At 65.8% G+C, this 24724-nt stretch carries 16 protein-coding genes; 3 read left to right on the top strand and 13 right to left on the bottom strand.

Annotation, left to right across the window (positions count from 1 at the left end; translation table 11 throughout):
* Positions 1 to 132 precede the first annotated feature (132 nt).
* A complete protein-coding gene (locus FSZ13_RS01155) occupies positions 133 to 453 on the bottom strand; it encodes a hypothetical protein (RefSeq protein ID WP_145477608.1) in 321 nt (106 codons plus the stop codon).
* A 479-nt stretch (positions 454 to 932) separates the two neighbouring features.
* Here FSZ13_RS01155 and FSZ13_RS01150 point away from each other — a divergent pair, with 479 nt between their 5' ends.
* The 3 genes from FSZ13_RS01150 (at position 933) to FSZ13_RS01140 (ending at position 3724) form a co-directional block, all read left to right on the top strand.
* On the top strand, positions 933 to 1757 hold the full coding sequence (locus FSZ13_RS01150; protein WP_145477607.1) for an AraC family transcriptional regulator: 825 nt from the start codon (positions 933 to 935) through the stop codon (positions 1755 to 1757).
* Positions 1758 to 1774: 17 nt separating this feature from the next.
* Positions 1775 to 2857, top strand: a complete 1083-nt coding sequence (locus FSZ13_RS01145; protein ID WP_428999955.1) for an alpha/beta hydrolase family protein — start codon at positions 1775 to 1777, stop codon at positions 2855 to 2857.
* A gap of 192 nt (positions 2858 to 3049) precedes the next feature.
* On the top strand, positions 3050 to 3724 hold the full coding sequence (locus FSZ13_RS01140) for a class I SAM-dependent methyltransferase (protein ID WP_145477606.1): 675 nt from the start codon (positions 3050 to 3052) through the stop codon (positions 3722 to 3724).
* A 90-nt stretch (positions 3725 to 3814) separates the two neighbouring features.
* Here the strand turns inward: FSZ13_RS01140 and FSZ13_RS01135 are convergent, their stop codons facing one another.
* The 12 genes from FSZ13_RS01135 to ltaE form a co-directional block, all read right to left on the bottom strand.
* Positions 3815 to 7048 (bottom strand): helicase-related protein, encoded by a 3234-nt coding sequence (locus FSZ13_RS01135; protein WP_145477605.1) that lies wholly within the window; start codon positions 7046 to 7048, stop codon positions 3815 to 3817.
* Positions 7045 to 8889: a phospholipase D family protein gene (locus FSZ13_RS01130; RefSeq protein ID WP_145477604.1), complete on the bottom strand. Its 1845-nt coding sequence runs from the start codon at positions 8887 to 8889 to the stop codon at positions 7045 to 7047. Before FSZ13_RS01130 ends, FSZ13_RS01135 begins: the two co-directional genes overlap by 4 nt.
* Positions 8886 to 10076, bottom strand: a complete 1191-nt coding sequence (locus tag FSZ13_RS01125) for a DUF6361 family protein (RefSeq protein ID WP_145477603.1) — start codon at positions 10074 to 10076, stop codon at positions 8886 to 8888. Before FSZ13_RS01125 ends, FSZ13_RS01130 begins: the two co-directional genes overlap by 4 nt.
* 150 nt (positions 10077 to 10226) lie before the next feature.
* Entirely contained in the window at positions 10227 to 13271 is a 3045-nt protein-coding gene (locus FSZ13_RS01120; RefSeq protein ID WP_145477602.1) for an AAA family ATPase, read from the bottom strand.
* A complete protein-coding gene (locus tag FSZ13_RS01115) occupies positions 13268 to 14869 on the bottom strand; it encodes a hypothetical protein (RefSeq protein WP_145477601.1) in 1602 nt (533 codons plus the stop codon). The genes FSZ13_RS01120 and FSZ13_RS01115 overlap by 4 nt, the downstream gene beginning before the upstream one ends.
* Positions 14870 to 15097: 228 nt before the next feature.
* Positions 15098 to 15895, bottom strand: coding sequence for a MipA/OmpV family protein (locus FSZ13_RS01110; protein WP_145477600.1), 798 nt, complete (start codon positions 15893 to 15895; stop codon positions 15098 to 15100).
* A gap of 98 nt (positions 15896 to 15993) precedes the next feature.
* A complete protein-coding gene (locus FSZ13_RS01105) occupies positions 15994 to 17271 on the bottom strand; it encodes a sensor histidine kinase (protein WP_145477599.1) in 1278 nt (425 codons plus the stop codon).
* 37 nt (positions 17272 to 17308) lie between these two features.
* A complete protein-coding gene (locus FSZ13_RS01100) occupies positions 17309 to 18004 on the bottom strand; it encodes a response regulator transcription factor (RefSeq protein WP_145477598.1) in 696 nt (231 codons plus the stop codon).
* Positions 18001 to 18990, bottom strand: a complete 990-nt coding sequence (locus tag FSZ13_RS01095) for an aspartyl/asparaginyl beta-hydroxylase domain-containing protein (RefSeq protein WP_186308813.1) — start codon at positions 18988 to 18990, stop codon at positions 18001 to 18003. Before FSZ13_RS01095 ends, FSZ13_RS01100 begins: the two co-directional genes overlap by 4 nt.
* A complete protein-coding gene (locus FSZ13_RS01090; RefSeq protein WP_145477597.1) occupies positions 18987 to 22085 on the bottom strand; it encodes an efflux RND transporter permease subunit in 3099 nt (1032 codons plus the stop codon). The genes FSZ13_RS01095 and FSZ13_RS01090 overlap by 4 nt, the downstream gene beginning before the upstream one ends.
* Positions 22082 to 23074: an efflux RND transporter periplasmic adaptor subunit gene (locus FSZ13_RS01085; protein ID WP_222116581.1), complete on the bottom strand. Its 993-nt coding sequence runs from the start codon at positions 23072 to 23074 to the stop codon at positions 22082 to 22084. The genes FSZ13_RS01090 and FSZ13_RS01085 overlap by 4 nt, the downstream gene beginning before the upstream one ends.
* Before the next feature lie 455 nt (positions 23075 to 23529).
* The gene (gene ltaE / locus FSZ13_RS01080; RefSeq protein ID WP_145477595.1) at positions 23530 to 24558 is read right to left on the bottom strand and encodes a low-specificity L-threonine aldolase; all 1029 of its coding nucleotides are present in this window, start codon (positions 24556 to 24558) and stop codon (positions 23530 to 23532) included.
* Positions 24559 to 24724 lie beyond the last annotated feature (166 nt).

Here is a 24724-nt window from a genome sequence, read left to right as displayed (position 1 = left end):
CAGTCACCCCGATTCGTTTTGGAGAGCCGCCCGCCTCATGTTCACGGCTGAGCCTTTGGCCGATCATACCGTGCCAAGGCTCTATGACTAGATCCCGGGGCGACGGTTCCGCCGCCCCGCTGGTCCTGACCCCTAGCCTATCGGGCCCAACTTCCAACTGCCGCCGGTCTTCTCAAACCGGACCATCGCTTTGGACAGGGCTTCCGGTGATGGGTCTTTCGCCATGACAAAAAGCTCGCGTCCGATACCAAGATACATCCGGGTTCCGGGTTCGATACCCAGTCCACGCATCCACAGCCCCCGCGCCTTCAGACACGGAATGGTTGGGCAGCCGGGATAGGTTTCGAGTCCGTCGTGATGAAGCGCATTGATCATTACGCTCTTCGGCGCGCGCCAGAAGCCCCTGAGAAGGGCGCGTTGCTCGGGGGTCAAGTTCGTCCAGTCGTCGTGCATGATGGTTCTCCTCTGTGTTCTCCCTCGCCGGGATGGCGAGGGAGTCGGGAGGTTCAGAACCGCGAACGAGCTAGAACGGTGCGACGTATTTCCGCGAGGGTGTTGTATTCGGCCACCCTCCCGACACAGGTCGTGCAACTTGCAATGCTCGCTACGGGTTCTGACACCCAAGGCACACCATGCGACAGACGTGAGGGTACTGGAACTCGACGTCGTCCGGTCCCGGTTCACGGCATCAATTGGTTCGCGAAACGGCATGTGCCGCGCAAATCATTTCGTGAGATTCCGTGCGCGGGCACGCATTTACCCAGGCACCAGGTCGCACTTCCGGAGTTGCTCGCGCTAGCAAAAAGGTTCCCCGAACAACCCACAACACTGTCGCTCCCAACCCACACCGCGCACCTACAGCAAGATCCCGCAAACGCCCTCCCCCGCCCTGCGCTACGCTGCCACCCAGTCACTGGCACGGAGCAGGCGTCATGGGAGCGGCACGCAAGGCGTTGTGGTACATCGAGAGCCACTTTGCCGAGAATCCGTCGCTGGCCCAGATCGCCGAGGCGGTTGAGCTCTCGCCGTTCCACCTCTCACGCCTGTTCCAGGTCAGTACCGGTACCTCGATGGCGCGCTACCTTCGCGCACGCCGCCTGACCGAGGCGGCTCGTACCCTGGCGGCGGGCGGCGTCCCCATTCTGGATGTCGCCCTGGCTGCAGGCTATGCCTCGCATGCGGCCTTCACCCATGCTTTTACGGAGCAGTTCAAGCAGGCGCCGGAACAGGTGCGTCGGGAAGGCCTGCACGCACTGGCGCTGGTTGAGGCCATCAAGCTCGACGCCCCACCCCTGCCCTGCCAGGTGGAGCCGGAATGCCGGCGGCTGGGCCCGCTGCGCGTGGCCGGCATCCGCGCCCGTCATACCGCCGCCACCGTGGCGTCCATTCCCTCGCAATGGCAGCAGCTGGCGTTGACCCGGGAGCTGGGCAAGGACATCGCCTTCGGGGTCTGTTGCAACCGCGATGGCGAGGGTGCCTTCGACTACATCGCCGGCATGGAGATAGGTGCGAGCGCCGCCGTGCCGTCGGCCTGGCATTCCGTTTCCATCCCGGCCGGGGACTATCTGGTGGCGTGGCATGCGGGCCACATCTCGACGATCCGCTCCACCTGGTTCTGGCTGTTGAACGACCACCTGCCCCACTCCGGCCTGACCTTGGCAGACGCACCTGATTTCGAACGCTATGACGCCCGCTTCGACGACCGCACCGGACACGGTGGCGTTGAGATCTGGCTGCCGCTGTCCAACCCGGGTTGACCCAAGGAGATTCTTCCGTGCGAGTACTGCCACACGCCTTCGTCCTGTTGTCCTGTCTGTTCGCGCCAGTGGCATGGTCGGCTCAGCCCTCCCCTGCTGTTGGGGAAACCCATGGTGTGGCGCACACGGCCAGCGCAGCGGTGCGCGATGCCGGCCACAGCGACCGCGTGCGCTATACGGTGTGGTACCTGGCCCAGCCAGGTGCGAAGGAGCAGCCACTCACGATAGGGCCGCCGGGCGCGCCGCTGTTCCAAGAGGGATCTTCTGCCGTGGATGCCTTGGTTGCGCCGGGCCGCTGGCCACTGCTGCTGGTGTCGCATGGCAACGGCGGTAGTGCCCGCATGATGGGCTGGTTCGGGTCTGCCCTAGCGCGCGCGGGGTATGTGGTGGTGGCGGTGGACCATCCTGGCAACAACGGCGTGGACCCGATGACGGACGCGGGCAGCATACTGATGTGGAACCGGGCGGACGACCTCGCCGCCGCACTGGCGGCGGTGCTGGCCGATCCTGTGGTGGCTCCGCATGTGGATGCGGACCGGTTGGGGCTGGTGGGATATTCCGCCGGTGGGTTCACGGCGCTGGTGGCTGCCGGTGCGCGTCCGGACATGGGCAGGTTGGTTGCCTTCTGCAAGGCGTCGCCGAAGGACGGGGTCTGCCTGCCGCAGGCCGAGAACCCGGAGATGACCTTTGAGCGGCGGTTGGCGGCGGTCGCTACGCCGGAACTGGCACCCTGGGTCGCCAAGTCAGCGGAGGATCGCGGCATTCCCAACGTTCGCGCGGTATTCCTGATGGCACCGGCGATTGTTCAGGCGTTCGAGCCGGGTGAGCTGGGGCGCTTGGAGATGCCGGTTTCGGTGGTTGTGGGTGAGGCCGATGCGATTGCCTTGCCTGGCACCAACAGCGAGGTCATTGCGGAAGCGAATGGGAAGGTGCGCCTGCAGATGTTGCCTTCGGTGGGCCACTACGACTTCCTGGCCGATTGCACGGCGCTGGGCCGTGAGCGGGTGGGCAAGCTGTGCGAGGTGGGAGCTGACAAGGGCTCTACGCATCAGGCGGCTATCCGGCAGGCCAAGGAGCTGTTCGATTCCGCGCTTCGGTAGGCGCAGAAATGCCAGGGCACCGTTACGTGACACCTCTCGGTTGCGCTCGGGCTTCGTTCGGGGTCATGCGTTAAAGGGTGTTGATGGGTTCCGGGCGGTCGTCTGGCGACCGACCCTACCCGGCCGCGCTGCGTGTTCGTTATATGTAACAATTGCGAGTACATATTAAGCGACCAGTCGGGCTGAGCATCCATGTCTACGTTCAAGGACCCCTCCGCAGTCAGCAGCTATCGGCAGACCGCCCAGGCCAAGGTGCCTGGCATGGCGGCACTCCACCGCATGACCCACATCCTGTTGGCGGAATCCGTTCCGCCCACGGGCGAGGTGCTGGTGCTGGGTGCAGGCGGAGGGTTGGAGCTCAATGCCTTTGCCAAGGCGCAGCCAGGCTGGAGATTTGTCGGTGTAGACCCCTCACTTCCGATGCTGGAACTTGCACGGGAGACACTGGGCGCGAACGCCTCACGTGTTGTGCTGGTCGAAGGCCTCATCGAGGATGCGCCGGTGCGCGAGTTCGATGGCGCCACTTGCCTGCTGACGCTTCACTTCCTGGATCCCGCTACGCGGCTGCAGACCCTGCGAGGATTGTTCCAGCGCCTTCGGCCTGGCGGCGTGCTCGTGGTTGCCCACCACAGCTACACGCCTGAAGCCCGCATGCGCTGGTTGCGCCGCTCAGCCGCGTTCGCGTCGATGGACGGTGTTCTGGACGAGCGCGACGAAGCGTCGATTGCGGTCATGGCGGAAAAGCTCCCGGCCATCTCCGAAGCGGACGAGGTTGCACTGCTGCTGGCAGCCGGGTTCACGGATGTGGAGCTGTTCTACGCTGCGCTGAGTTTCCGGGGCTGGGTGGCGCGCCGGCCAATTGGCTAGCGCGCGGCAATATTACGTACACGATATTGCCCTGACTTAAGCCGAAAGCGTGGTGGCTGCCGAACCGACCGCCACCCCTCGCCGGTTTACCTAGTCTGGAAGCAACTCAATCCGCCACTGGTCCAGCAGCGTCTGGATGTCTTCTCCGGCGTCATTGCGCGCCTGCAGGTGCCCCAGCAGGTCCTGCTGGCGTGGCTGGGCGAATACCATGCGGTACAGGGCAAGGCTGCTCTTGAGTCGATCAAAACGCAGCTGGTCCTGGCTCAGCGGGAACTGGAACACCCGCCGCTCTACCGCCACGCCACCGGGTGCTTCACAGATCCAGTAGGGTACCAAGCCTTCGACGGGTCCGCCCTTCGCGCCTTCTTCGGCATCCTCGAACAGTCGCTGCCAAGGGTCTCCCGAACCCGAACGGGGCACGAATCCGGACAGGCGAGCTACGTTGCGGCGCACGGCCAGGCCCTTGTAACGGTGGACGCGTCCTTCCCGCTGCTCGAGGTCCACCGGATTGCCCGGTAGGTTCCAGTGCACGATGGAGTGGCACCAGGAGTGGAAATCCAGGCCTTCCTGGCCCACCGATGTTGACGCGAGCACGAACGGGCGGAACGGCGAGTTGAACGCCTTCTGCAGGGTATCTTTGCGCGCGATTACCTTGTCGTCTTCGGTGGCGTTGCCGTAGCGCATCGCGTACCTGCAACGCATCGACAGGGTGCCGTTGCGTTCGAGACTGTCACCTTTCCGCTTCACGCTTTCGGGATGCAGCTGGCTGGCGCGGACGTGTCCGGCGGCGCTGGCCGCGTCGGCAATGGCCTGTGCGTGCGAGGTACCGTCATCGGGCTGTGTTTCCTCGTGCAGCAGGTGCAGGTACTCGTCCAACATTGCCTGCAGGTTGCCTTCAGCGCAGTACGCAAGTGCCTGTTTCCAGTACACCGCCTCGCCTTCGTGCTTGATGATGGCCACGGCCTCCGGCATGTTCAGCTGGCGCCGCAGGACGTCTGCCACCTTGACTGCGGCCAGGCGGAGGTCGACCTCATCAGCGCCGGGAAGGAGGCGCAGCATCGCGCGGAATGCACACACCGCCGGCCCGCCCAGTGCCAGGTCCGCCAGGACCTCGGCTATGTCCGAGGGCCGGGGCCCCAGCGTCTGCAGCGAGGCTTCATTGAAGCCTTCCTTCCAGACCGTTTCCCAGTATTCCAGATGGCGGGCAAAGCCCTGCCCTGCCTGCCTTGCCTGGTCATCTTCTTCGCCATCACCGGCGCCGATCAGCAACGCCGCCCCACCCCAGCCCTCCCGCGCATTTGCACCGCCCTCCTCCCGCTCCAGCATCAGCAGCGTCAACCAGTACCAGCGCACATCCGGCGGGCCTGCTAGCACGGGTTCGGGCAGACCGAGCCGAGCAATACTTTCGCCAATGCAGGCGATCGTGTGCGTACGCGCGTCGGCCAGGGTCAACGCACCATTGGCCGCCGCTGACAGCGCCAAGGGGTCCACCACGGTCGCCAGCACACGCGAAGGGAACATCAGCGCCAACGCGTTCATGTCCTCATGGCCGCGTTTGCTGCTGCTGAAACGCAGCCGTGCGCTAAGCTGCTGGCTGGCTGTTGTGTATTTCGGCTTGGGTGACAGCCCCTCCATGGCCAGCTGTTCGGCGTGGTAGGACAACAGCCCAGCTACGGCATCGGGCACCATGTTCCAGCTTGAGAACACCAACGTCTTGCTGAATCGGGAAACATCGGCATATGCCCCTTCGCCTGGCCAGTACGGCATGGAAGGCGGCACCCAGAGAAGCTTCCAGCTGCCCTGCTCTTTCATCTCCTTCGCCAACACATCGAGCCGGGGATTGGCGGCGACCAGGCTTTTGTACTCTTGCAGGGTGCCTTGTTTGAGTATCCGATAGCGCGGGTGCGCGGTCAGTAGCTTGCCCAGTGCCCGCCGACTCCTGGCGTCCATCATCATGCGCTTCTTGAAGGCATAGCCGTCTTCGCGCATGAAATTGAGCAGGTAGGGACTGGAGCGCCAGAACTCCATCACATCATGGGCGCCAGATTGACGGGCCAGTGCGTCCACACAGGCATAGTCAGCCAGGTCGCCGGGGGTCAGCGAGAGTGCCAGCGGCACGTCGCGCACCATGGCGTCGCGACCTTGGGTCACCCCTACCCGTTCGGTGCGGCACATGACCTGCTTCAGCTGCGCTTCGATGCGCTGTTTGATCGCACCTGCCTGCTCCCGGCCATGGCCAACCCCCACCAGCGCATCACGAAACGCGCCTAGGTCGGCCTCCAATGCATCGCGCCGGGTGACATCGTTGAACAGGAAGCCGGCCGTAGCGAGGAAATCTTTGTAGTGGTCCTCCTGCTCCAACTGCGACACGTACATCTTGTAGGGCGTGGCGGACAGAAGCAGCACCTTGGGCTGGTTCTGGTGGTTGAACAGTTCCTGCGCCAGTTCGGCAGCCGACGCCGAAGGCGCCGTCTCGTGATCTTCTTCATGGGAAGGCTTCTGCAGCAGGTCGCGGAAGCGCTGGAACTCGTCCAGCACCACCAGTTCCGGCTCCAGCGCTTTCAGACAGCAGCGGGCCAGCGTACGGCGCAACCAGGCCGTGTGCTGCAGCGCCTCGGCGCGCTCTTCGCCGTCCAGCGGTCGGCTCACGCGGCGGGCGTGCCGATGGCATACCTCGGCGAGCGCCTTGATTGCCTGCTTCTGTTCCTTTACGGCAGCGATGAATGTCTGGGTGATTCCGGCGTGCGGTGTGTCGACATGCTGCTGGTGAGCGAACTTGTCCTGCCAGTCTTTGCCCAAGCCGCCGCGCAGTACCCACGCCAGCCCCTTACGGTCCAGCTCGGGCACCCCCTGCAGCATCCGGTGGATGAGGACACGCTCACTGGCCACGCCACCCCGGCCCTTGGTTTCAAACGAAGTGCCCGGCGTGAAGCTGATGAAGTTCACGCCTGCCTCGTCCAGCCCGCCGTCAGCCGATGGCCCAAGCGCCAAGGGCAGCAGGGTCAGCCGCGATGCGCGGACCACCGTCCTGGCGGAGCCCAGCCGCAGACGTGAGAGGTTCTGCGAGGCAATCGCGGCGTTGGAGCAGATGTAGATGATGTCCATGCGCCGCGCCTCCGCCGCCTTGTGGGCCACCACGCGGGCGATCAGGCCCTTGGCGACCTGGGTCTTGCCCAATCCCACCTCGTCAGCGACCAGGAAGCGGGAGACGGGCTCGGCGTCCTCGTACATGCGGCGGAACGCGTAGTTCACCGTCTTCAGCTGGAACTGCTTCAGGCGCTTCAGCACCGGGGTTGCATCGGCAAGATCATGCTGGCCGCTCATCGTGTTCTCCTCTTGCCCAGTGCCTCGCCGACCACGTTCCACAGCGCCATGAATTCGTCGGGGATGCACGGCTCTCCGGCGATCTCCCTGTCCTTCAATCGTTTCACCATCCGATCGATGGCCTTGAGCCGTTCCGGGTCACGCGCATAGCTGCGGAGCAGCTGCTCGAAGAGGGGCGCGTTGGTTGCCAACGCGGCCAGTCCCTTTTCTTTCCTGCTCGTCGTTGCTTCGCCGGCAGTCGCGTCCGCCATCGTGGGGTCGTCAAGCAGTAGGCCCAGGAAGCGAAGAAACGCCGCGCGATTGCCCAGCAGGTGTGCCATCAGGGCATCGCCCCGATCGCTGGGTGCGCCTTTCAGCTGCGCCTCCAGGGCAAAGCAGACCGGCGCGACGCCCAGCGCCTTTGCCCTCTCATCGTCCAAGGTCAGCCGGAAGCCAATCAGCGCAGTCACTTCGTGGCTGGCAAAGATGCCCAGCTCTGCCTTGCCACCCAGCACCGGGCGGGCGCGCTCGGCCAGCACGGAAAGCGGCCATGCCTGCAGCGTGCAACCCGCAAGCGCAATGCTGCGCGTGGACAGCGTCAGCGACCATGCCATGTCCTGCGCGGGTGCGCAGGACACCACCCAGTCCACCGCAGCCACCTTGGCGCGCAGCTTCTCCAGTTCGTCCTCGAGCAACCGGCGCTCGGCTACTGCCGGATCCGGTTCCGCTGCGGGGGTATAGCTGTCCAGCAGCGGCCCCAGGTAGGCGTCGCCCAGCCATTGGTCGGGCGTAGGTACATTCCGCGGCGTACCACTGAGATCCGCCACCACTTCCACGTTCGTGCCCTGCTGCATGACCCGGGTGGTGTAGTTGGCAGAACCGACGGCAACGTGTACCCGTTGCCCGCGCCGGAACACGGCCATTTTCGCATGCAGGCCGTGCAGCGTTTCGCCGTCACCGTGCTCTTCGCCTTCGGAAAGGTCCATGTCCGGCTTCAGTATGTGCACGCCGCCCAGCCCTTCCAGCACGCTGGGTGAAACCCGGTCCAGCTCATCGCCGCGGCTGAGGACCTGCACTGGGCCGCTGCACCGGTCTGCGATCAACTGCAATGCGCGCCCTCCCACGAACGGCGAGATGATCAGCGCCTCGCTGGTCTTTCCATCGTCTGCGAATGGTGCCCAAGCCGTCGGGCGCGCGCCCATGCCCAGCACGTGCAGGTCCAGCCGGGTGAAACCTTCCGGCAGCTCCCACCGGGCCCGCTCGACGTCCCTTGCCAGGGAGGCGATCATCTCCTTGCGGGCGGCGTCGGGCGCCTTCCCCACCACGTTCATCGGCAGCCATCGCAGCAGGTCGGCCACGGCCTTGTTCCCGTTCCCTTCCGGGCGCGTCCTCATCGGCTCGCCTTCAAGGCAGAGCGTGAGGTCCCAGCAGCGATCCCAGGTGAGGTTGCGGGTCAGCACCAACAGACGTAAGCGCGAGGTCGGCGTGGTGCCCTCGTGCTCTGCGGTGAAGCGCAATGCCCACAGCTTCGGGTGGAACGTACCGCCGTGCGGCGCCCGCACCTCATGCACCATGCCTTCGGCCATCACGGCCAGCGCATTTCCTTTCGCGGGCCCCTCGATGCGCCCGCGCTCGCAGAATACAGCGAGCTTCTGGCCGGCTCGTCGCAGGCCTTCAAGGGCTCGCACCGGGTCGTCCTCTGCGTTGCTCTCCTGCCCTGCCAGAACCGCGATGTGTGCCGGCAGCCCCAACAGGGCACCAAGGGACAGGGTGTACGTCGTTGCCACGCCGGCATCGAAGCGATAGCCCGGCGGAGGTTGCAGCGCCTCGGTGAGGGTGCTGCGGTCAGACGGTGCGATCATGCGGCCTCCAGGCCATGCAGGAGGTCGGCCAGGTGGGTCCTGGTGATCGACCAGCGATAGTTGAGTAGACCGATGCCCGAGGCCCCGCCCCAGCGCGGCAGGTTCTCCGGACTGAAGCGGGACAGGTTGCCCTTCAGCGTGCGTTCGCGGCGCTCGACCAGTTCCCGCGCCTGCGCACTGTCGGCCTTGCCCGCATGGACCAATGCCAGCCAGTCGTCCACGAAGCTGCGCAGTCGCACGGGAACCGGCTTCCCGCCCTGCTCTATCTGCGCCCAGAACGCCTGCATGTCCCAGGCAGGAAGATCTAGTTCCGGCAACGCATCTACCCAACCCTTCAGCGCCTTGCTGTAAACGCTACGGCGCTGCGGGTTATCTGATGCCTCGGCGAGGGCCAGGTTGTAGACCAGCGCAGCGCCGTGGGCCAGCCCGGAGAAGCGGCGTGCGTGCTCGAGCAGCTCCTGCAGCGGTTGTGGCGCACTGGACCGCTGCGGATGAAGCCAAGGCAGGCTTGCACCGGCGCACTCGCGCAGCCGGGTTTCATCGTTCGCCAACCAGGTGAGCAGGGAGCCGGGGTGGCAGCGTTTCCACTGCTCACGGATGAACACCGCCTCGTCGCGGGTCACGTCAAGCGAGCCGTCCTGCAGGGCTGAGGAGGCGACCAGCGTCTGGATGGAATGATGCCAGGTCGGCGCCACGGGATCGCCGCTTTCCAATCCATCTTCGCCGCGAGGCTTCTGGCTGCGCTCGGCACGGATCAGGTCTATGGCGGCGTAGTAATCGCGTTGCGAGCCACTGCGCAGCAGGATGCCCCACGATCGCAGGCCAGCCCAGTACACGGAACTGGCCAGCCGCTTCAACGCCTCCTCCGATTCCTTTCCGAACGCGCCGTCCTGCGTTTTCAGGCGCTTGTTGAGTGCCAGCTCGGCAGTACGCGCCCGGTCCGGGAAGTCCTTCGCCGCAACGCGGGATTGTTCCAGGTCGATGAACATGCGCGGCAACAGCAGCATGTAGCGCAGCCGCGTCTGGATGACGGATGTCCCTGGGAACATCTGGTCGGACAGCGCGTCGCGGATGCGGCCGATCCCCAGCTCATCCCGGGTCTCAGGCTCTTTCAACAGCGAAAGCAGGCGTGTGCTGCGGTCGTAGGCGGTGGCGTCGTGGTCGAGCCATTTCAGGCTGGATGCCATGTCAGCCCCTCCAGCGCAGGTGCACGCACGCGGGCGCGCTTCGCAGCACGCGATGCGTGCGACGGTATGGATGATGCATGTTGTTCCCCTGTTCCTTTATCTGGTCCTGCGATTCAACTTCCCTGGAATCCCTCAGCCACGGCGCCGCGGTTACGCCTTGCCTGAAAGCGCGGCGTTCCCCTGCGCGAGGACATACGCACGGTCGCGCAGTGTCCGCAGCAGCCGAGCACGGTCCCTGCCCTTCTGTGCCTCGACATCGCCCTCGGCCGGCTCGGTCTTCAGCAACCCCTCCCAGCGTGCGAACTCGGTCAGCACTTCCTGCACGTCGGCGTCCCCGATGGAGCTGGACAAGCTCTGGATGACAGCCTTGGAAAGTACCCCGGCTTCTATCATCTCCAGCCGGTCCACGCCATTGCACCAGGTGACTGCCGCCTCGGCGAAGCTCTCAGGAAGGCTCCCGGCAACCGCTGCATTCCCTGCCAACGCCTTGAGGGTCTTACGTGCAGGCTTGTTCTCGACCAGCCATCGCGCCCACGCAACCGGCAGCGACGACCGGGCGGCAAGTACGCAGCGCGTCTCCTCGTCCCCGAGCCTGGCGACCTTTTCGATGAGCCGGGCATCCAGCGCCGGGTTGGATGCAAGCAGCCGCGCGGCCTTCGTCGTTTCCCTGGGTCGGAGCTGCTGAACAAGAGTGGAGTACGCCATACTCGCAACAATGCCGGCCGTGGTCCCGATGAGTTGCGACACCACTGCGCCGCCCGCAGTGGCGTCGAGCGTGTCACCGGTGAGCAGCCTCTCCTGTGCCATGGGATCCAGCGCCGTGTTCCGTGCCAGTACATCCATCAGCTCCGGATTGCCGGCCAGCTGGACCTGCAGGTCGCGGCCCAGGTCGCGGCGCTCGGCAAGCTTGCGCAGCACGCTCGCGTCGGTGGACCTGGCAAGCAGCGCCTGGACACGCTCATGCATGGGTTCAGGCTGGTGCAGCACCTTCTCCAGCGCCTGGCTCGCCTTGCCGTCACGCAACACTCCGTGGGCATTGACCAGGTCCAGGCAGAACTCGCGCTCTTCCATGCTGCAGCCGATGTTCGTAGACAACGCAGCCAGCACGAACACATCGTCGCTCTTCAGCAGCGTTGCACGCGTGGCGTCGGGAAGCGAGGCATGGCTGGCCGCGGCTGCACGCAGCTTCACGTCCGCCGAAGCGGCGAATTTTTTGAGCAACGTGTGTGGGCAGTTTGCATGTCGAAGGATGGCCCCCTGCCAGGACTCGTCCTTGCGCAGGTCCATCAGTGCTTCCAGCACCGCACCGGGGCAGTGCGGGAGTGCGTGCAGCTGCATAGCCAGCTTGGTGTCCACAGGGCTGTCCTTGGAGCGTACAAGTTCTGCCAGCAGCTCCGAGGGTGCGTCCATGTGCAGCGCGGCCGCCTCGAACAGCGCGGGCTTGAACACCTTGTTGGCGGTGTCCATTTCGAGCCAGTAGCTCAGCACCTTCTGCGGGCAGTGCGGGTGCCGAAGCACTGCCAGTACCACGGCCTCGTTTTCGTCCTTGCCCAGCTTCTCCAGCACGTCGTTCGGCGCATCACCGTGACCACCGGCCTGGATGCGCTGTTTCTCGTTGCCACCGGCCATTTCCCGCAGCCGGACCAGGGTCATGCCATCGGCAGCGGGCTCGGATGCAGGGCGCAGCTTCAGGGTGGAGAACTTCTCCTGGGACTTCTGGATCTGTTCGGCCAGCGTCTGCCCGAGCGGTACCGTTTCGTGCACGGCCATCTGGATGTGGTGCGTGGCCAGTGGCTCCTTGGCGATGAACGCCTGCAGCCTGGCCTCGCTCACAGCCATTTCGATGTCAGCGCCGCTGAAATCACGCATCTGCTTGCACAGCGCATCGCGCTCGACGCCGCTGATGACGTCTTCTTCCACGCCAAGGTGGATGTCCAGGATCGCCCTGCGCTCGCCCTGGTTGGGGAAATCAACGTAGAACACTTCGTCGAAGCGTCCCTTGCGGAGCAACTCCGGCGGCAGCTTGGTCACATCGTTGGCGGTGGCCACCACGAACACTGGCTGAGTGTTTTCCTGCATCCAGGTCAGGAGATAGCCCACCAGGCGGGTGGATACCTCGGAGGCCTGGTTGGTACCCAGGCCGGAGAACGCCTTTTCAAGCTCGTCCATCCACAGGATGCAGGGGCTCATGCCTTCGGCTGTAGCCAAGGCGCTACGCATGTTGGCTTCGCTGTCGCCTACGTAGCGGCCCATCAGGCGGCCCACGTCCAGCTTCAGCAGCGGCAGGTTGAACTCCCTGGCGGTCAGTTTGGCGGTGAGGGACTTGCCGCAGCCGGGCATGCCCGCGATAAGCACGCCCTTGGGCAGGCGAACACGCTGCTTCGCCGCGCCGGTGCGGTCGGCGAAGACCTCGCCGCGTTGCTTGAGCCAACCCCGCAGCTGCTCCAGGCCACCGATGGTGGCAGTCTCTTCAGAGGGGGTCACCACCTGCAGCGGGCTGCTGCCGGCGATCAGCGCGGCCTTCTCACGGTTGACATCCCGCAGTACCTGGCGAGCTTCGCGCGGTTCGTCCAGCGCGGCCTGGCTGAGCAGTGCCCGTACCGAGTCTTCACCCAGCCCCATGCAGGCTTGGCGCAGCGGCGCGGCCAAGGACTCGTCCGCAGCCTTGCCATGCCGTGCCAGCTCGTCCGTCACCAGGCGAGCAATCTCCTCTTCGCCGGGGGCATGCAGGCGCACCTGCGGCAGCACCGGCAGCTGGCCGGCCTGCGGAAGTTCACCATCCGGCGTGACCAGGACTACCAGCGAGCGCCCGGGCGCCTGTCGTGCCAACCGCTGCAGCATCTGCCCCATGGCCGGCACCGCACGCGGATGCGACACCAACGCCATGCCGGCGTCGGCCACGACGATCAGGCGGCCCGTCAGGGTGGTCGCCATCTGTTCCCGCAACGCCTCACGCAGGTCGGGCAGGGCCTCATCCACCTCGAGCCGCGGTAGCTTGCTGCGGGAATCGACCTCGCCAAAAGCGCTGTTCCACTCGATCAGCTTCAGCCCCAGCGTGCCGGCGAGCTCGGCCAGCAGGGCGTCCAGTCGCCCGTTCTCGCGCGTGGTCACCACCACGCCGGGATGGCCACCACGCAGGGCCCGCTGCATGTCATCCAGGAAACGCTGGCGCGAATCCAGCGCCGAGCGGATCATGCGCCCACCCAGCGTGCCACGCCACGTACCGAATCAGCCAGGGCGTACAGTGCGTTCGAGGTGGCATCGCGGGCCTTGGCGCCGATCGGCGTGGCGCAGTCGACCAGGTAGTTGACCAGGCGCGGAGTGACCTTGACCACGGCATTGGCCGCGAACGATGCCAGGGTGCCGCCGATGAAGCTCCCAACGAAGGCGCAGATCGGTACGCCGACACCGCCGAACACGGTGCCGATGGCAAAGCCCAGCGAAGAACCTGCATAACTGCCGGCCAAGGTCGCAATGGTGACGAAGTTGGTTTCCAGCAGCTCTGCGGAGGCTTCGGCCAAGGTGCATTCCTCCCGACTGAGCTTGTAAAGCACGCGGGCATTCTCCACCGCCACGCAGGCCGCCATGGCGATCAAACTGGCGTCGGCGCCTTGCAGCGAGGTTCCCAGCCAGCCCTTCCTCGCGGCCACCACGACTGCGCCAACCAGGGCGACTGTCACACCAGACTGTACGCCGCTGCGCAGCGCGGAATCGCAGAACTCGTCCCAGTCTTCCTTCAAGCTGGGGTTCTCGTTACCGCGCCATGCATTCCAGGCGCGGCGACCGCCGATGCGCACGCCCTGCACGGCCACCGCCAGCGCCGCCGCCAGCAGGGCCTGCCTGGCGACCTGCTTGCTGAGCGTGAACAGGTCGACGTCGTCCCAGCTGTATTCATGGGAGCGGCCTTCTTCCTGCGCCTGTTCCTGCCTTTGTTTAGCTTCTTCGTGGGACAGCGGCTCCGATTCCACGCCATCGTGGCTTACCCGGTCGGTACCCCGCTCCACCTGGCCTTCCTGCCCTGCCGGCACCAGACGTTCCTGGCTGCCGTAGTCGCCATCCTTGAAGGCCTGTTCCGAATTCTCCGCGGTACGCCCGTACTTGGATTGGTAGTCGACGGTGTCGTTCCCATCGGCAACGCGGATATCTGCCGAATTCGGCTTGAGCGATTCCAGGCGCTCGGCGCGAACGCCGGAATCCTGGGTGGCCGCATCGATGTTGAAGGTATCTGTGTGGTGCTGCTCGGCGATGTGCCCGTGCAGGTGCTCGCTCTGATTGATCGAGCCATCCTTGCAGGTAATGGTGTCGCGGGCGTGGGCCGTTGCCTTTTCCAGCTCGGTGTCGATACGGCCCGAGTACCTGCCCGTACCATCTGCACTGTTGGCCTGGGAAACCCGTGCAAGTGCTTCGGCAAACCAGTTGCGGATGCCGCCGCCGGTCGCCTGGTACTGGGCAGCACTCTGCTTGGCGGCACGGAATCCGATTACCGTGGCAGTTGCCGCTACCGCATCGCGGTGAGCCTTCTCGCGGCTGTAGCTGGTGCCTTCGCCCTCCTGTCCGATGTGCTGCCAGAGTGCCTCTGCGAGCCACTGCGGGTCCTGCCCTTCGACGTCGTTGCCGGGCTGGCGCTGCTGGATGTCCAGTGCTACCTGCGCCAGTTCAACCTGGTGGTCCATCGCGGGTGAATCCGCCCCGTCGGTCGGGTGCGCCTGCGCGCCATCCTGGTTCCTCTGCCCTTCGGGCAGGCCTTCTCCATCCAACTGCGCGTTCTGCGCGTCGTTCCTATCCATTGTCACGCCCCCTGTTCCTGAAACACTCCATTGTGTCAACGCAGACCGGGTAACCGGGCTGCAGGGGCAATTATGTTCGAAAATTGTCTCGTAGGTTGAGATTGGATGCGGAGTGAGCGTGGCAACACGGGGTGACCCCGCGCATGGAAGCGGAATGCAGCTAGGTGCTGCCAGGTCCCGCCAGCCATGTCGCGATCTGCGTTGGCCAGCGGGCAATGGGGCTTCGCGTGAGCCTCAGAAGCCGCGCGAGAAGCCCACGAACACGGAGGCGCTGCCGTTCGTGTCACGCTCGATGAGCGGGCTGTCGGTGATCTTGTCCGGCAGCAGCTTGTACTGGGCAAAGCCCAGCAGCATCCACTTCTCACCCAGGGGCCGGAAGTAGCCAACGCCCACGTGTGGGATGGTCACCGCGCCGGGTTTGTAATCCACCACGCCGCGCGCCACTTCTTCCTTCAGGGTGCCGTAGTAATAGTTGGCCATGTCTTTGGACTGCCACGTGACCCCGACGTTGGGAGTGATACGGCCCATTCCCACGTCGAACCCATAGCCGTATTGCAGCGAGAATTCCTGGCCGCCACTGGTGTCGGTGGCGTCGGCGAGCAGTTCGACTTCCAGCTCACTATTGCCGTCGCTCCATTTGAACTTCGCCCCCAGGTCCAGGCCCATGTCGCGGTCTTCAAGCAGGCGGTAATCCATGCCGTTGCCTGCCAGCTCAGAGCGCCCGAGGTCCTTTACATCGAACCCGTCCATGCGCCCTTTGGCCACCGCGGCCAGCTCGAAGGAATCGCCTTTTGCAACCACCCAGCCGGCGCTCAGCCCTTCCAGGTAGAACCGCTCGCCGTGGTAGGTGACCAGTGGGATGGGCATTACCTTGGTCCCTTCGCCCGCGTAGGGGCTATCGCTCACCATGGCCGCAATCCCCAGCCCCCATCGCGGTGGACCCTGCTCACCCGGATCACCGCCAGGCCCCTCCTGCGCCAAGGCAGTGGACGACAAACCGCAAGCCAGCAAGGGCCAAATGAACTTGAACATAAGACGACAGACCTCATCGGGAAGGAGACCCGCGCGGTGCGGGTCGGTTCCAGGTGAGGATGAAGTGGCGATGTCGGCGGAATGTCGTGGGCGGGCTGTTACGGAACTTCCACTACGCTGGCTGAGACATCCAGCGTTGCGCGGGTGCCGTGGGTACCGGAGTCGATGTCGAGCGTCCAGCGGAAGCGGTCGCAGATGCGGCCGATCAGGAACAGTCCCAGCCCCTGCCCGCGCGCGGGCACGGCCTGACGCAGGCTGTCGCGGTAGCGCCGCGCTGCCTCTACCGGGTTGAAGCCACTGCCTGAATCGGTGACGGTCACCCTGCCCTGCGCCAGGGTGATCTCCACCAGGCCCACCTCGGTGTTCTCGATCGCGTTGCGGACCAGGTTGCTCACCGCAATGCGGATCATTGCCTCCGGTGCGGCGATGAACGTGGGCTCCAGCGCGCCGCAGTGCAGTGCTGCGTCCTTGCCGCGCAACAGGTGTTCGTGGTCGCGTGCCACGTGGGGCAGGAAGTCATGCAGGGCGGTTACATCCGTGACCTCGTCATCCGGTGGCGCTTCGCGTGCCAGGTACAGCAGCGCCACCATCGTTTCGGAAAGGTCTTCCACGGCGTGTTCGATCCGCGCCAACGCCGGCTGCGAGGTATCCGGCAGCGGCAACTGGCGCAGCACGTCTGCGGCGCCGGCAATCACGGCGATAGGCGTGCGGAATTCGTGACTGGCCTGGTCGAGCAGGCTGCGCTCGCGCTGGATGAACTGCGCTACCCGGTCCAGGTGCGCGTTGCTGGCCTGCGCGATGACCTGGATTTCTTCGCGCTGGTAGTCGGTCGGCAGGCGCGCGCCGGTTTCGCTGGGGTCGATGGCCTGCATGCGCGCGGCCAGGTCACGTACCGGTCGCACCAGGTTGGCATGCAGCCAGGCGATGAAACCGCCAATCACCGCGGCGAAGCACACTATCCAGAGCAGGCTCAGGCGCGCGTAGCGGTTCTGCTGCTGCTCCAGGGGCTCGATGTCCACCAGCGTCACCAGCCTGCCGCGGGGAAGATCCGCTACTACCGCGTGATAGGTCGTGCCCGCTTCAAGGTTCACCGCATCATCCAGCAGCGAGGCCTCGGAGCTGTAGTTTCCCGCCGACAGGTTGGCCAGCGGGCGCGGCAGGTCCGGCGGCGCTACGCCGCCCGGCAGGTACCAGGAGCGGACCAGCCCTTCGCGTGGCAGTTCCCCGGCGCGGCCTTGGCGCACCCGTTCGGCGTGGTCGTTGGAGATCGCACGCGTAAGGTCGGCCCAATAGCGACCTTCCATCAGCAGCTGGCCACTGAAGCTCTGCACTGCGATGGCCAACAGCACCAGCAGACCGATCAGGATCAGGGCCACGCTGGTCCACCAGTGCACGCCGCGCCGGCGCAGCGCCCTATCCACTTGCGCTCAGCCGGTAGCCGGAACCGGCCACGGTATGCAGCAGCGGCGTTTCCGCGTCCTGTTCAAGCGCCCGGCGCAACACGTACATATGCGAGCGCAGCAGGTCGGTTTCTGGGGAGGCTTCGCCCCAGGCCACGCGTTCCAGTTTGGCCCGGGTCACCACCTGCGGGCTTTCGCGCATGAGCAGTTCCAGCAGGCGGCGACCGGTCCGGGTGAGGGTGATCGCCCTGCCCGCCCGCTGCGCCTTCAGCGTGCCCAGGTCGAAGCTCAGGTCGCCCACCCGAAGAACATTGTCGGCGGCGCCGGCATTGCGGCGGCGAGCCACCAGCGAGCGCAGCCGCACTTCGATCTCGGGCAGCGCGACGGGCTTCACCAGGTAGTCGTCGAGTCCGGCTTCAAAGCCATCGATCTTGTCGGCCACCTGGTCGCGCGCGGTCAGCATGATGACCGGCACCTGCTTCCTGGCTTCGCCGCGCAGCCGCCGCAGCACCGTCAGGCCATCCAGCCGCGGGAGGTTCCAGTCCAGCACGATCGCGTCGTAGTCCTTGGACGAGGCCAGGTGCAGGCCGGAAAGCCCGTCCGGTGCGGCGTCCAGGGTATGCCCGCAGGCCTCGAGGAAGTCGTACAGGTTGGCGGCCAGCTGCGCGTTGTCTTCGATGATCAGGATCGAAAGCGCCCCCCTGCTCATGGCATCCCCACCTGGTTGAAAAGCCGCGAGAGAAACTCTAGCACGCCACCCACAGCCGCAAGAACCAGCAACAGCAGGCTGGTGTTGAGCAGGACCTTCAGTCCCGTGTACACCGGCCGATGCGTGCGCTTCAGCCGCAACCCACGTTCGCGCAGCGGTGCGAGGCGTGCGAACAGCCAGCTGATGGGGCCCTGCCTGTCCTCTGCCGTATTGGGTACGGTCATGGCCCACGCCAACCCGGCGTACATGCGATTGAACGTGCGCCCCAGCAGGTTCATCGGCCGCTCCACGTCGCACATCAGGATCACCCGGAGGGCGTCGCTGTCGTTGCGGGCGTAGTGCGGATAGGTTTCGTCGAACACGAAATCCTCGCCATTGCGCCATGTCACGGCATTGCCATCGACGCAGATATAGCAGTCGGCCGTACCCGGTGTGTCCAGCCCGAGGTGATAGCGCAGCGAGCAGGCCAATGGGTCCGAATGCAGGCTCAGCTCGCTGCCGGGAGGCAGTACCGAGAACATGGCGGCGCGCACCCCGGGGATGCCGTCCAGCAAGCGAACGGTGGTTGGGCAGAGGCGCTGCGCCGAACGGTGCGGGCCGGCGTACCACATCAGGTAGAACTTGCGCCAACCGCGCTTGTAGAAGGTTCGGAAGCCGACATCATGGTGGCCGGCCGACCCCGGCGCGGATGCGGCCTCGAAGGCGCCCGAGGCGTGCAGCTGCATGGCCTCGTCACGGATTCGTCGCCAGTTGCGGCGCAGGCGGTGGATACCCTCGATGTAGTGCGGCTCCAGCACCGGCTGCCGCGCCGAGGGTGCGGTTGCCATGTACAGCAGGCAGTTCAGCGGCGCGAATACGGGCCAGCTCTTGCGCAGGTACTGGGAGAAGCTGGCGTAGCGTTGGCGACCACGGAACCGGTAGACGTACACGATGCAGGCGGCCACATAGGCCAGCAGCGCAGCCATTGAGAGCGTGACCAGGTTCATGCGTTTGCCTCCCGGGATGCAGGCGCGCTGTCGCGCGGGCGGGCAAACCAGCGCCGTTGCAGGGCCTGCACCAGGTCGTCCATCACGCTGTAGGCCACGGGTATCACCAGCAGGCACAGCACGGTGGAGGTCACCAGGCCGCCGATCACCACGATGGCCATCGGTGCACGGAAGCTGGGGTCTGCGCCCAGCCCCAACGCCACCGGCAACATCCCGGCTCCCATCGCGATGGTGGTCATCACGATCGGGCGCGCGCGTTTGCGGCAGGCATCCACCACGGCGCGGTGGCGATTCATGCCCAGCTCGCGCCGGGCGATGACGATGTAGTCCACCAGCAGGATCGCGTTCTTGGTGGTGATGCCCATCAGCATGATCAGCCCGATCATCGAAGGCATCGACAGGCTCTGGCCGGCCACGAGCAGCGCCAGGAATGCGCCGGGTATGGACAGGCACAGCGCCAACAGCACCGTCAGCGGTTGCGCGAAATCCTTCAGCAGCAGCACCAGCACCATGTACACGCATAGCACGCCGGCGCCCATCGCCAGCCCGAACCCCAGTACCAGCTCGCCCATCGCCTCGGCGTCCCCGGCGGGGGCGACGCTGATGGCCTTCGGCAGCGTTGCCAGGCTGGGCAGGCGCATCGCAGCGCTTTCCACCTGCCCAAGCGGCAGGCCATTGAGTGCCACCTTCAGGCTGATGTTGCGTTGTCGGTCATGCCGCGTCAGCTCTGCGGGGCCGGTCGACAGGGACAGGTCGGCCACACTCTCCAGCGGCACCGGGCCGCGTGCCCCGGGCACCGGTAGGCGACGTAGCGTGTCCAGGTCGCTGCGACCGCTGTCGGCCAGGCGCACTACAACGGGGACCTGGCGCTCGCTCAGGTTCAATTTCGACAGGCGCTGGACGTAGTCGCCCAACGTGGCGATGCGCAGGGTGTCGGCGATGGCGCTGGAGGTAACCCCGAGGTCGGCAGCGCGGGCGAAGTCGGGGCGGACTACCAGTTCGGGCCGCACCAGGGCGGCGGATGACACCACCGCGCCGATGCCCGGAATGCTGCGCAGCTCTTGTTCCACCCGGCGCGCATGGCTGGCGAGGCGGTCGCCATCGTCCCCGCCCAGCACCAGCTCCAGACCTTCGCTGTCGCTGCCCACGCTGACCCTCGCGCCCGCTACCTGGTGAAGCTGCGTGCGCAGCTGCCCTTCGATGGTGGACCGGGTGAAGCCACTGCGTTCGTCGCGCGCCACCAGGTTGGCGGTCAGCACGGCGGTACCCACGCTGGCCGTCGGTGCGGCCTCATCAGGGTCGCCTGACCCACCGCCGGCAGCGCCCACCGCGGTATGGATCGACGCAACGAACGGACTGCGCGCAACAATGGCGCGGGCGGACTCGGCCAGTTCAAGCGTCTCGGCAAGGGTGCTGCCGGGCGGCAGGGTCAGGCTCACCTGCACCTGGTTGCCGTCATCGGGCGGCATGAATTCGCCGGGCAGCTGCGCGGCTGTCAGTACGCCCAGGGCGACCAGCGCTGACGCAACGGACAGCGTCAGCAGCGGGCGCCGGATGCACGCACGCACCGCCTGCAGATAGCGCAGCACCCAACGCGGCGCTTTGTGCCGCCGGGCGGGTGCCTTCAACAGGTAGGCCGCCATGGTCGGGGTCAGCATGCGCGCGACCAGCAGGGAGAACAGCACGGCGATGGCTGCGGTCCAGCCGAACTGCACGAAGTACTGCCCTACCACGCCGCCCATGAGCGAGGTGGGCAGGAACACCGCAACCAGCGTAAGAGTGGTGGCAATCACCGCCAGGCCAATCTCGCTGGCCGCCTCGTCGGCGGCGCGGAACGGCGTCTTCCCAATCAGCAGGTGGCGTTCGATGTTCTCGATCTCCACGATGGCATCGTCGACAAGCACGCCAACAATCAGCGACAGCGAAAGCAGCGAGACCGTGTTGAGCGAGAAGCCCATCAGGTGCATCACCGCAAAGGTGGGAATGGCCGAGAGTGGCAACGCAACGGCGGCGATGAGCGTCGCGCGCCAGTCGCGCAGGAAGCAGAACACCACGATCACTGCCAGCACCGCCCCTTCCAGCAGCAGCATCATGGAGCCGTGGTAGTTGTCCGCAACCGGGGCTACGTAGTCCACCGCCCGTTCGAACTGGATCTGTGGGAATTCGTGGCGCAGCCCTTCGACCACGACCTCGGCGGCGTTGGCGACTTCCAGCTCGCTGGCGCCGCGCGCACGCAGCACATCGAACGACACCACCGGCCAGCCGTCCATTCGGGCTGCGGTCCGCGGTTCGGCGGTGGTGTCGGACACCTCCGCTACGTCAGCCAGCCGGATGCGGCGGCCATCCGCAAGCACGACGTCCATGTCGGCGATGCGCTCGGCTGACTCCACCGTTGCCAAGGTGCGTACCGACTGTTCCGCGTTCCCAAGCGCCACGCGCCCGCCCGAGGCTTCCAACTGCAGTTGGCGCAATTGCTCTGAGATCTCCGCAGCGGTAGCGTTCAACGCCAGCAGCCGGTCCGGGTCCAGCGCGACCCGCACTTCCCTGTCCTCCCCGCCCACCCGCGAAACAGCACCCACGCCGCTCTCGCCCAGCAGGCGCCGACTTACCTGGTTGTCCACGAACCAGGACAGCGCTTCCATGTCCAGCGTATTGGAGCTCAGTGCATAGGTCACCACCGGCTGACTGGCCAGTTCCACCTTCTGCACCACCGGGTCCTGCAGGTCGGCGGGCAGATCCGCGCGCACGCTTGCCACTGCGTCGCGCACACCGTCCATTGCTTCCTGGACAGGCTTGCCGATATGAAACTCGGCGCTGATGGTCGCCACGCTGTCGCTCAGCGTTGTCGTGATGTGCTTGATGCCCTGGCGGTTTGCCAGCGCATCCTCGATCCTGCGCGCGACATCATTTTCCAGTTGTGCGGGTGATGCGCCGGGCAGTGTCGCGGTGACGGTGATGATGGGAAAGTCGATATCCGGGAAGTTCTGCACCTTCATTGCTGCGAAGCCGAACGCGCCGGCCAGTGCCAGCGTGACGAACAACAGCGTCACCGCCACCGGGTTGCGGATGGACCAGCCCGACACGTTGAGGTTCATGGGCGACCTGCCTTGGCGGCTGCCGCCACGCTGATCACCTGCACCTGGTCGCCGTCGTCGAGGAAGCCGAGGCCAGACGCCACCACGGCATCGTCAGCGCCCAGGCCAGACACGACTTCCACCCGGTCATCGCTGCGCCGGCCCACCTCTACCCGGCGGGTACGCACCTTGCCGTCCTGGCCGACCTGCATTACATGGTGGAAGCCGTCGCGAAGCAGCACCGCGCTCTGTGGCAGGGTCGGCATGCTTACGCTGCCTACGGCAACGTGGCCCTGTACGAAGGCACCTGCACGCAGCGGCACCCCGGCGGGCAGGTCCACGTAGACGAGCCCGCTGCGCGTGGCTGCATCAATCACGGGACCCAGCATGCGTACGCGCCCCTCCACGGGACCCGCTCCCGCCATGTTGATGACGGCCATCTGGCCAGGTTCCAGGGCGCGCAGGTCAGTGGATGCCACCACCGCGCGCCACTCCAGCCTTCCATCGCGGATCAGCCGGAACAGCTCCTGGCCTGCGGGCACCACCGCGCCGACGGTGGCCGTGCGCGCACTGATCACCCCGTCGCTGGGCGCCCGCACGTGGGTCTGCAGCAGCCGCAGCCGCGCCTTGTTGGCCGCTGCCTGGGCCGAATCCAGGCGCGCCCGGGTGGTCAGTGCCACGGCCTGGTACTGGTTGAACTGTTGCCGCGCGATCGCGCCCGACGCGTCCAGCACCTGGGCGCGCTGCAGGTTGGCGGCGGCTTCTTTCGCTTCGGCGTCCGCCAGTGCTACTGCGGCAGTGGCCTCGGCCAACTCGGCCTGGATGAGCTCCGGAGTGAAGCGCGCCAACACCTGGCCGCGCTGTACCCGGTCGCCTACGTTGACCTGCACCGCAGTCAGGCGCAGGCCGTCGGCTTCGGCGCCGATGCTGGCTTCCTCCCAGGCGGCAACGCTGCCCGTGGCCGGCACACGCAGCGGCAGCCGGGTGACCAGCGGTCGCACGAGTCGCACGGACATCACCGGCGTGGGCGACGAGGCGGCCGGTGCGTGATCCTCGTCAGTGCCTACCCATGCGGCGCCGATGAGTACAGCGGCCAAGCAGAAGCCCCCCGCGAGGGCAATCCGGTTTCGTTTCATTGCTGGAGCGATCCTCGATGCGTCAGCGGCGAGGATGGCGGGGGGGTGTCGTGGAAATGTCGCGGGGAAGTGCGGCGGAGGCTGGGGTGGTGGTACGCACTTCTCCGTTTGGGGTCATGCGTTACCGGGTGTTGTTGGTTTCAGGGCGGTCGTCTTGCGACCGACCCTACCGATGACGCATGCCGGTTCGTAACCGATGGAGAAGGCCGGTAGGCACACCATGGCGCATGCCGGTTCGTGCCCAATGGAGCGTGCCAGTTCGCAACCGACGGCGCATGCCGGTTCGTACCCGATGTAGCGCGCTGGTCCTCGCCCCGTGAGTCGTTGGATCAAACCGTCACTGCGGTCCGGATCACGGAGACGGTCCTGTCGATGGCTTCCCGATCGATCTGCCAATGGGTCACCAGTCGCATCTTTCCGCCGTAGGCCCCGTTGGCTCGTATCCCTGCCGCTTCCAATGCATGCATCAGGCGAGGCACGTCCACCCCATCGGGCAGCGCGAACCACACCATATTGATGTGGACGTCTTCCATGTCGACCTCGATGCCCGGCACCTCGGCCAACTGCTGCGCCAGATACGTTGCATTGTCGTGATCCACATCCAGCCGCTGCGTCATCTCGGTGAGTGCGAGAATGCCCGGCGCGGCAATGACGCCCGCTTGCCGCCACCCTCCTCCCAGCAGCTTCCGGTTGTAGCGGGCGCGCTTGATGAAGGCGGCCGGCCCCGCGAGGATCGAGCCGACGGGGGCGGCCAGGCCCTTGGAGAGGCAGCACATCACCGTGTCTACATGCTGGGTGATGGCCTTTACGTCGCACCCCAGGTAGGTGGCGGCATTGAACACGCGTGCACCGTCCAGGTGGATGGGAACGCCGTGCTTCCGGGCGATGGCCGCAGTGGCCTCCATCGTGGCCAGCGGGATCACGCGGCCGTTGCCGTGCGCGTTCTCCAGGCAGATCAACCCGGTGCGGGGAATATGGATGTCCTCCCCCACCCGGATACGTGACTCGATCTCACTGGGTACCAATAGCCCCTGCCTGCTGGCGATCGTGCGCAGCTGCACGCCGCTGATCACCGCCGCTGCGCCGTTTTCGTGCCAGACCAGGTGCGAGTCATCGCCAGCGATCACTTCATCGCCGCGGCGGCAATGGGTGAATACGGCCAGCTGGTTGCCGAACACGCCCGTTGGCACGAACAGGGCATCTTCCTTTCCCAGCATGTCGGCAGCGAGGCGCTCGAGCTGGATGACGGTGGGATCGTCCTGATAGACGTCATCCCCCACTTCGGCGGTGGCCATGGCCTGGCGCATCGCGGGGGTGGGCTGGGTGACGGTGTCGCTGCGCAGGTCAATCCACGGCATTCCGGAACTCGCTGAATATGGAGGACTCAGCCCGGCCTGGGCTTGCCCCATTCTAGGCTGCCGTGAAATCGCCGTGAATCCCCTGCTGAACGCGTTTGCTTTCGAGGCGTTCGCGATGAGTAACAGACTGCATCCGAACGCCGCCTCGCTGCGTAGGTATAGAGGC

The organism is Stenotrophomonas rhizophila (assembly GCF_007667275.1).
In the GTDB taxonomy this organism is placed as follows: Bacteria; Pseudomonadota; Gammaproteobacteria; order Xanthomonadales; family Xanthomonadaceae; genus Stenotrophomonas; species Stenotrophomonas maltophilia_AE.
The sequence above is the reverse complement of the archived record's forward strand: the minus strand, read 5'-3'. Positions and strand labels throughout refer to the sequence as shown.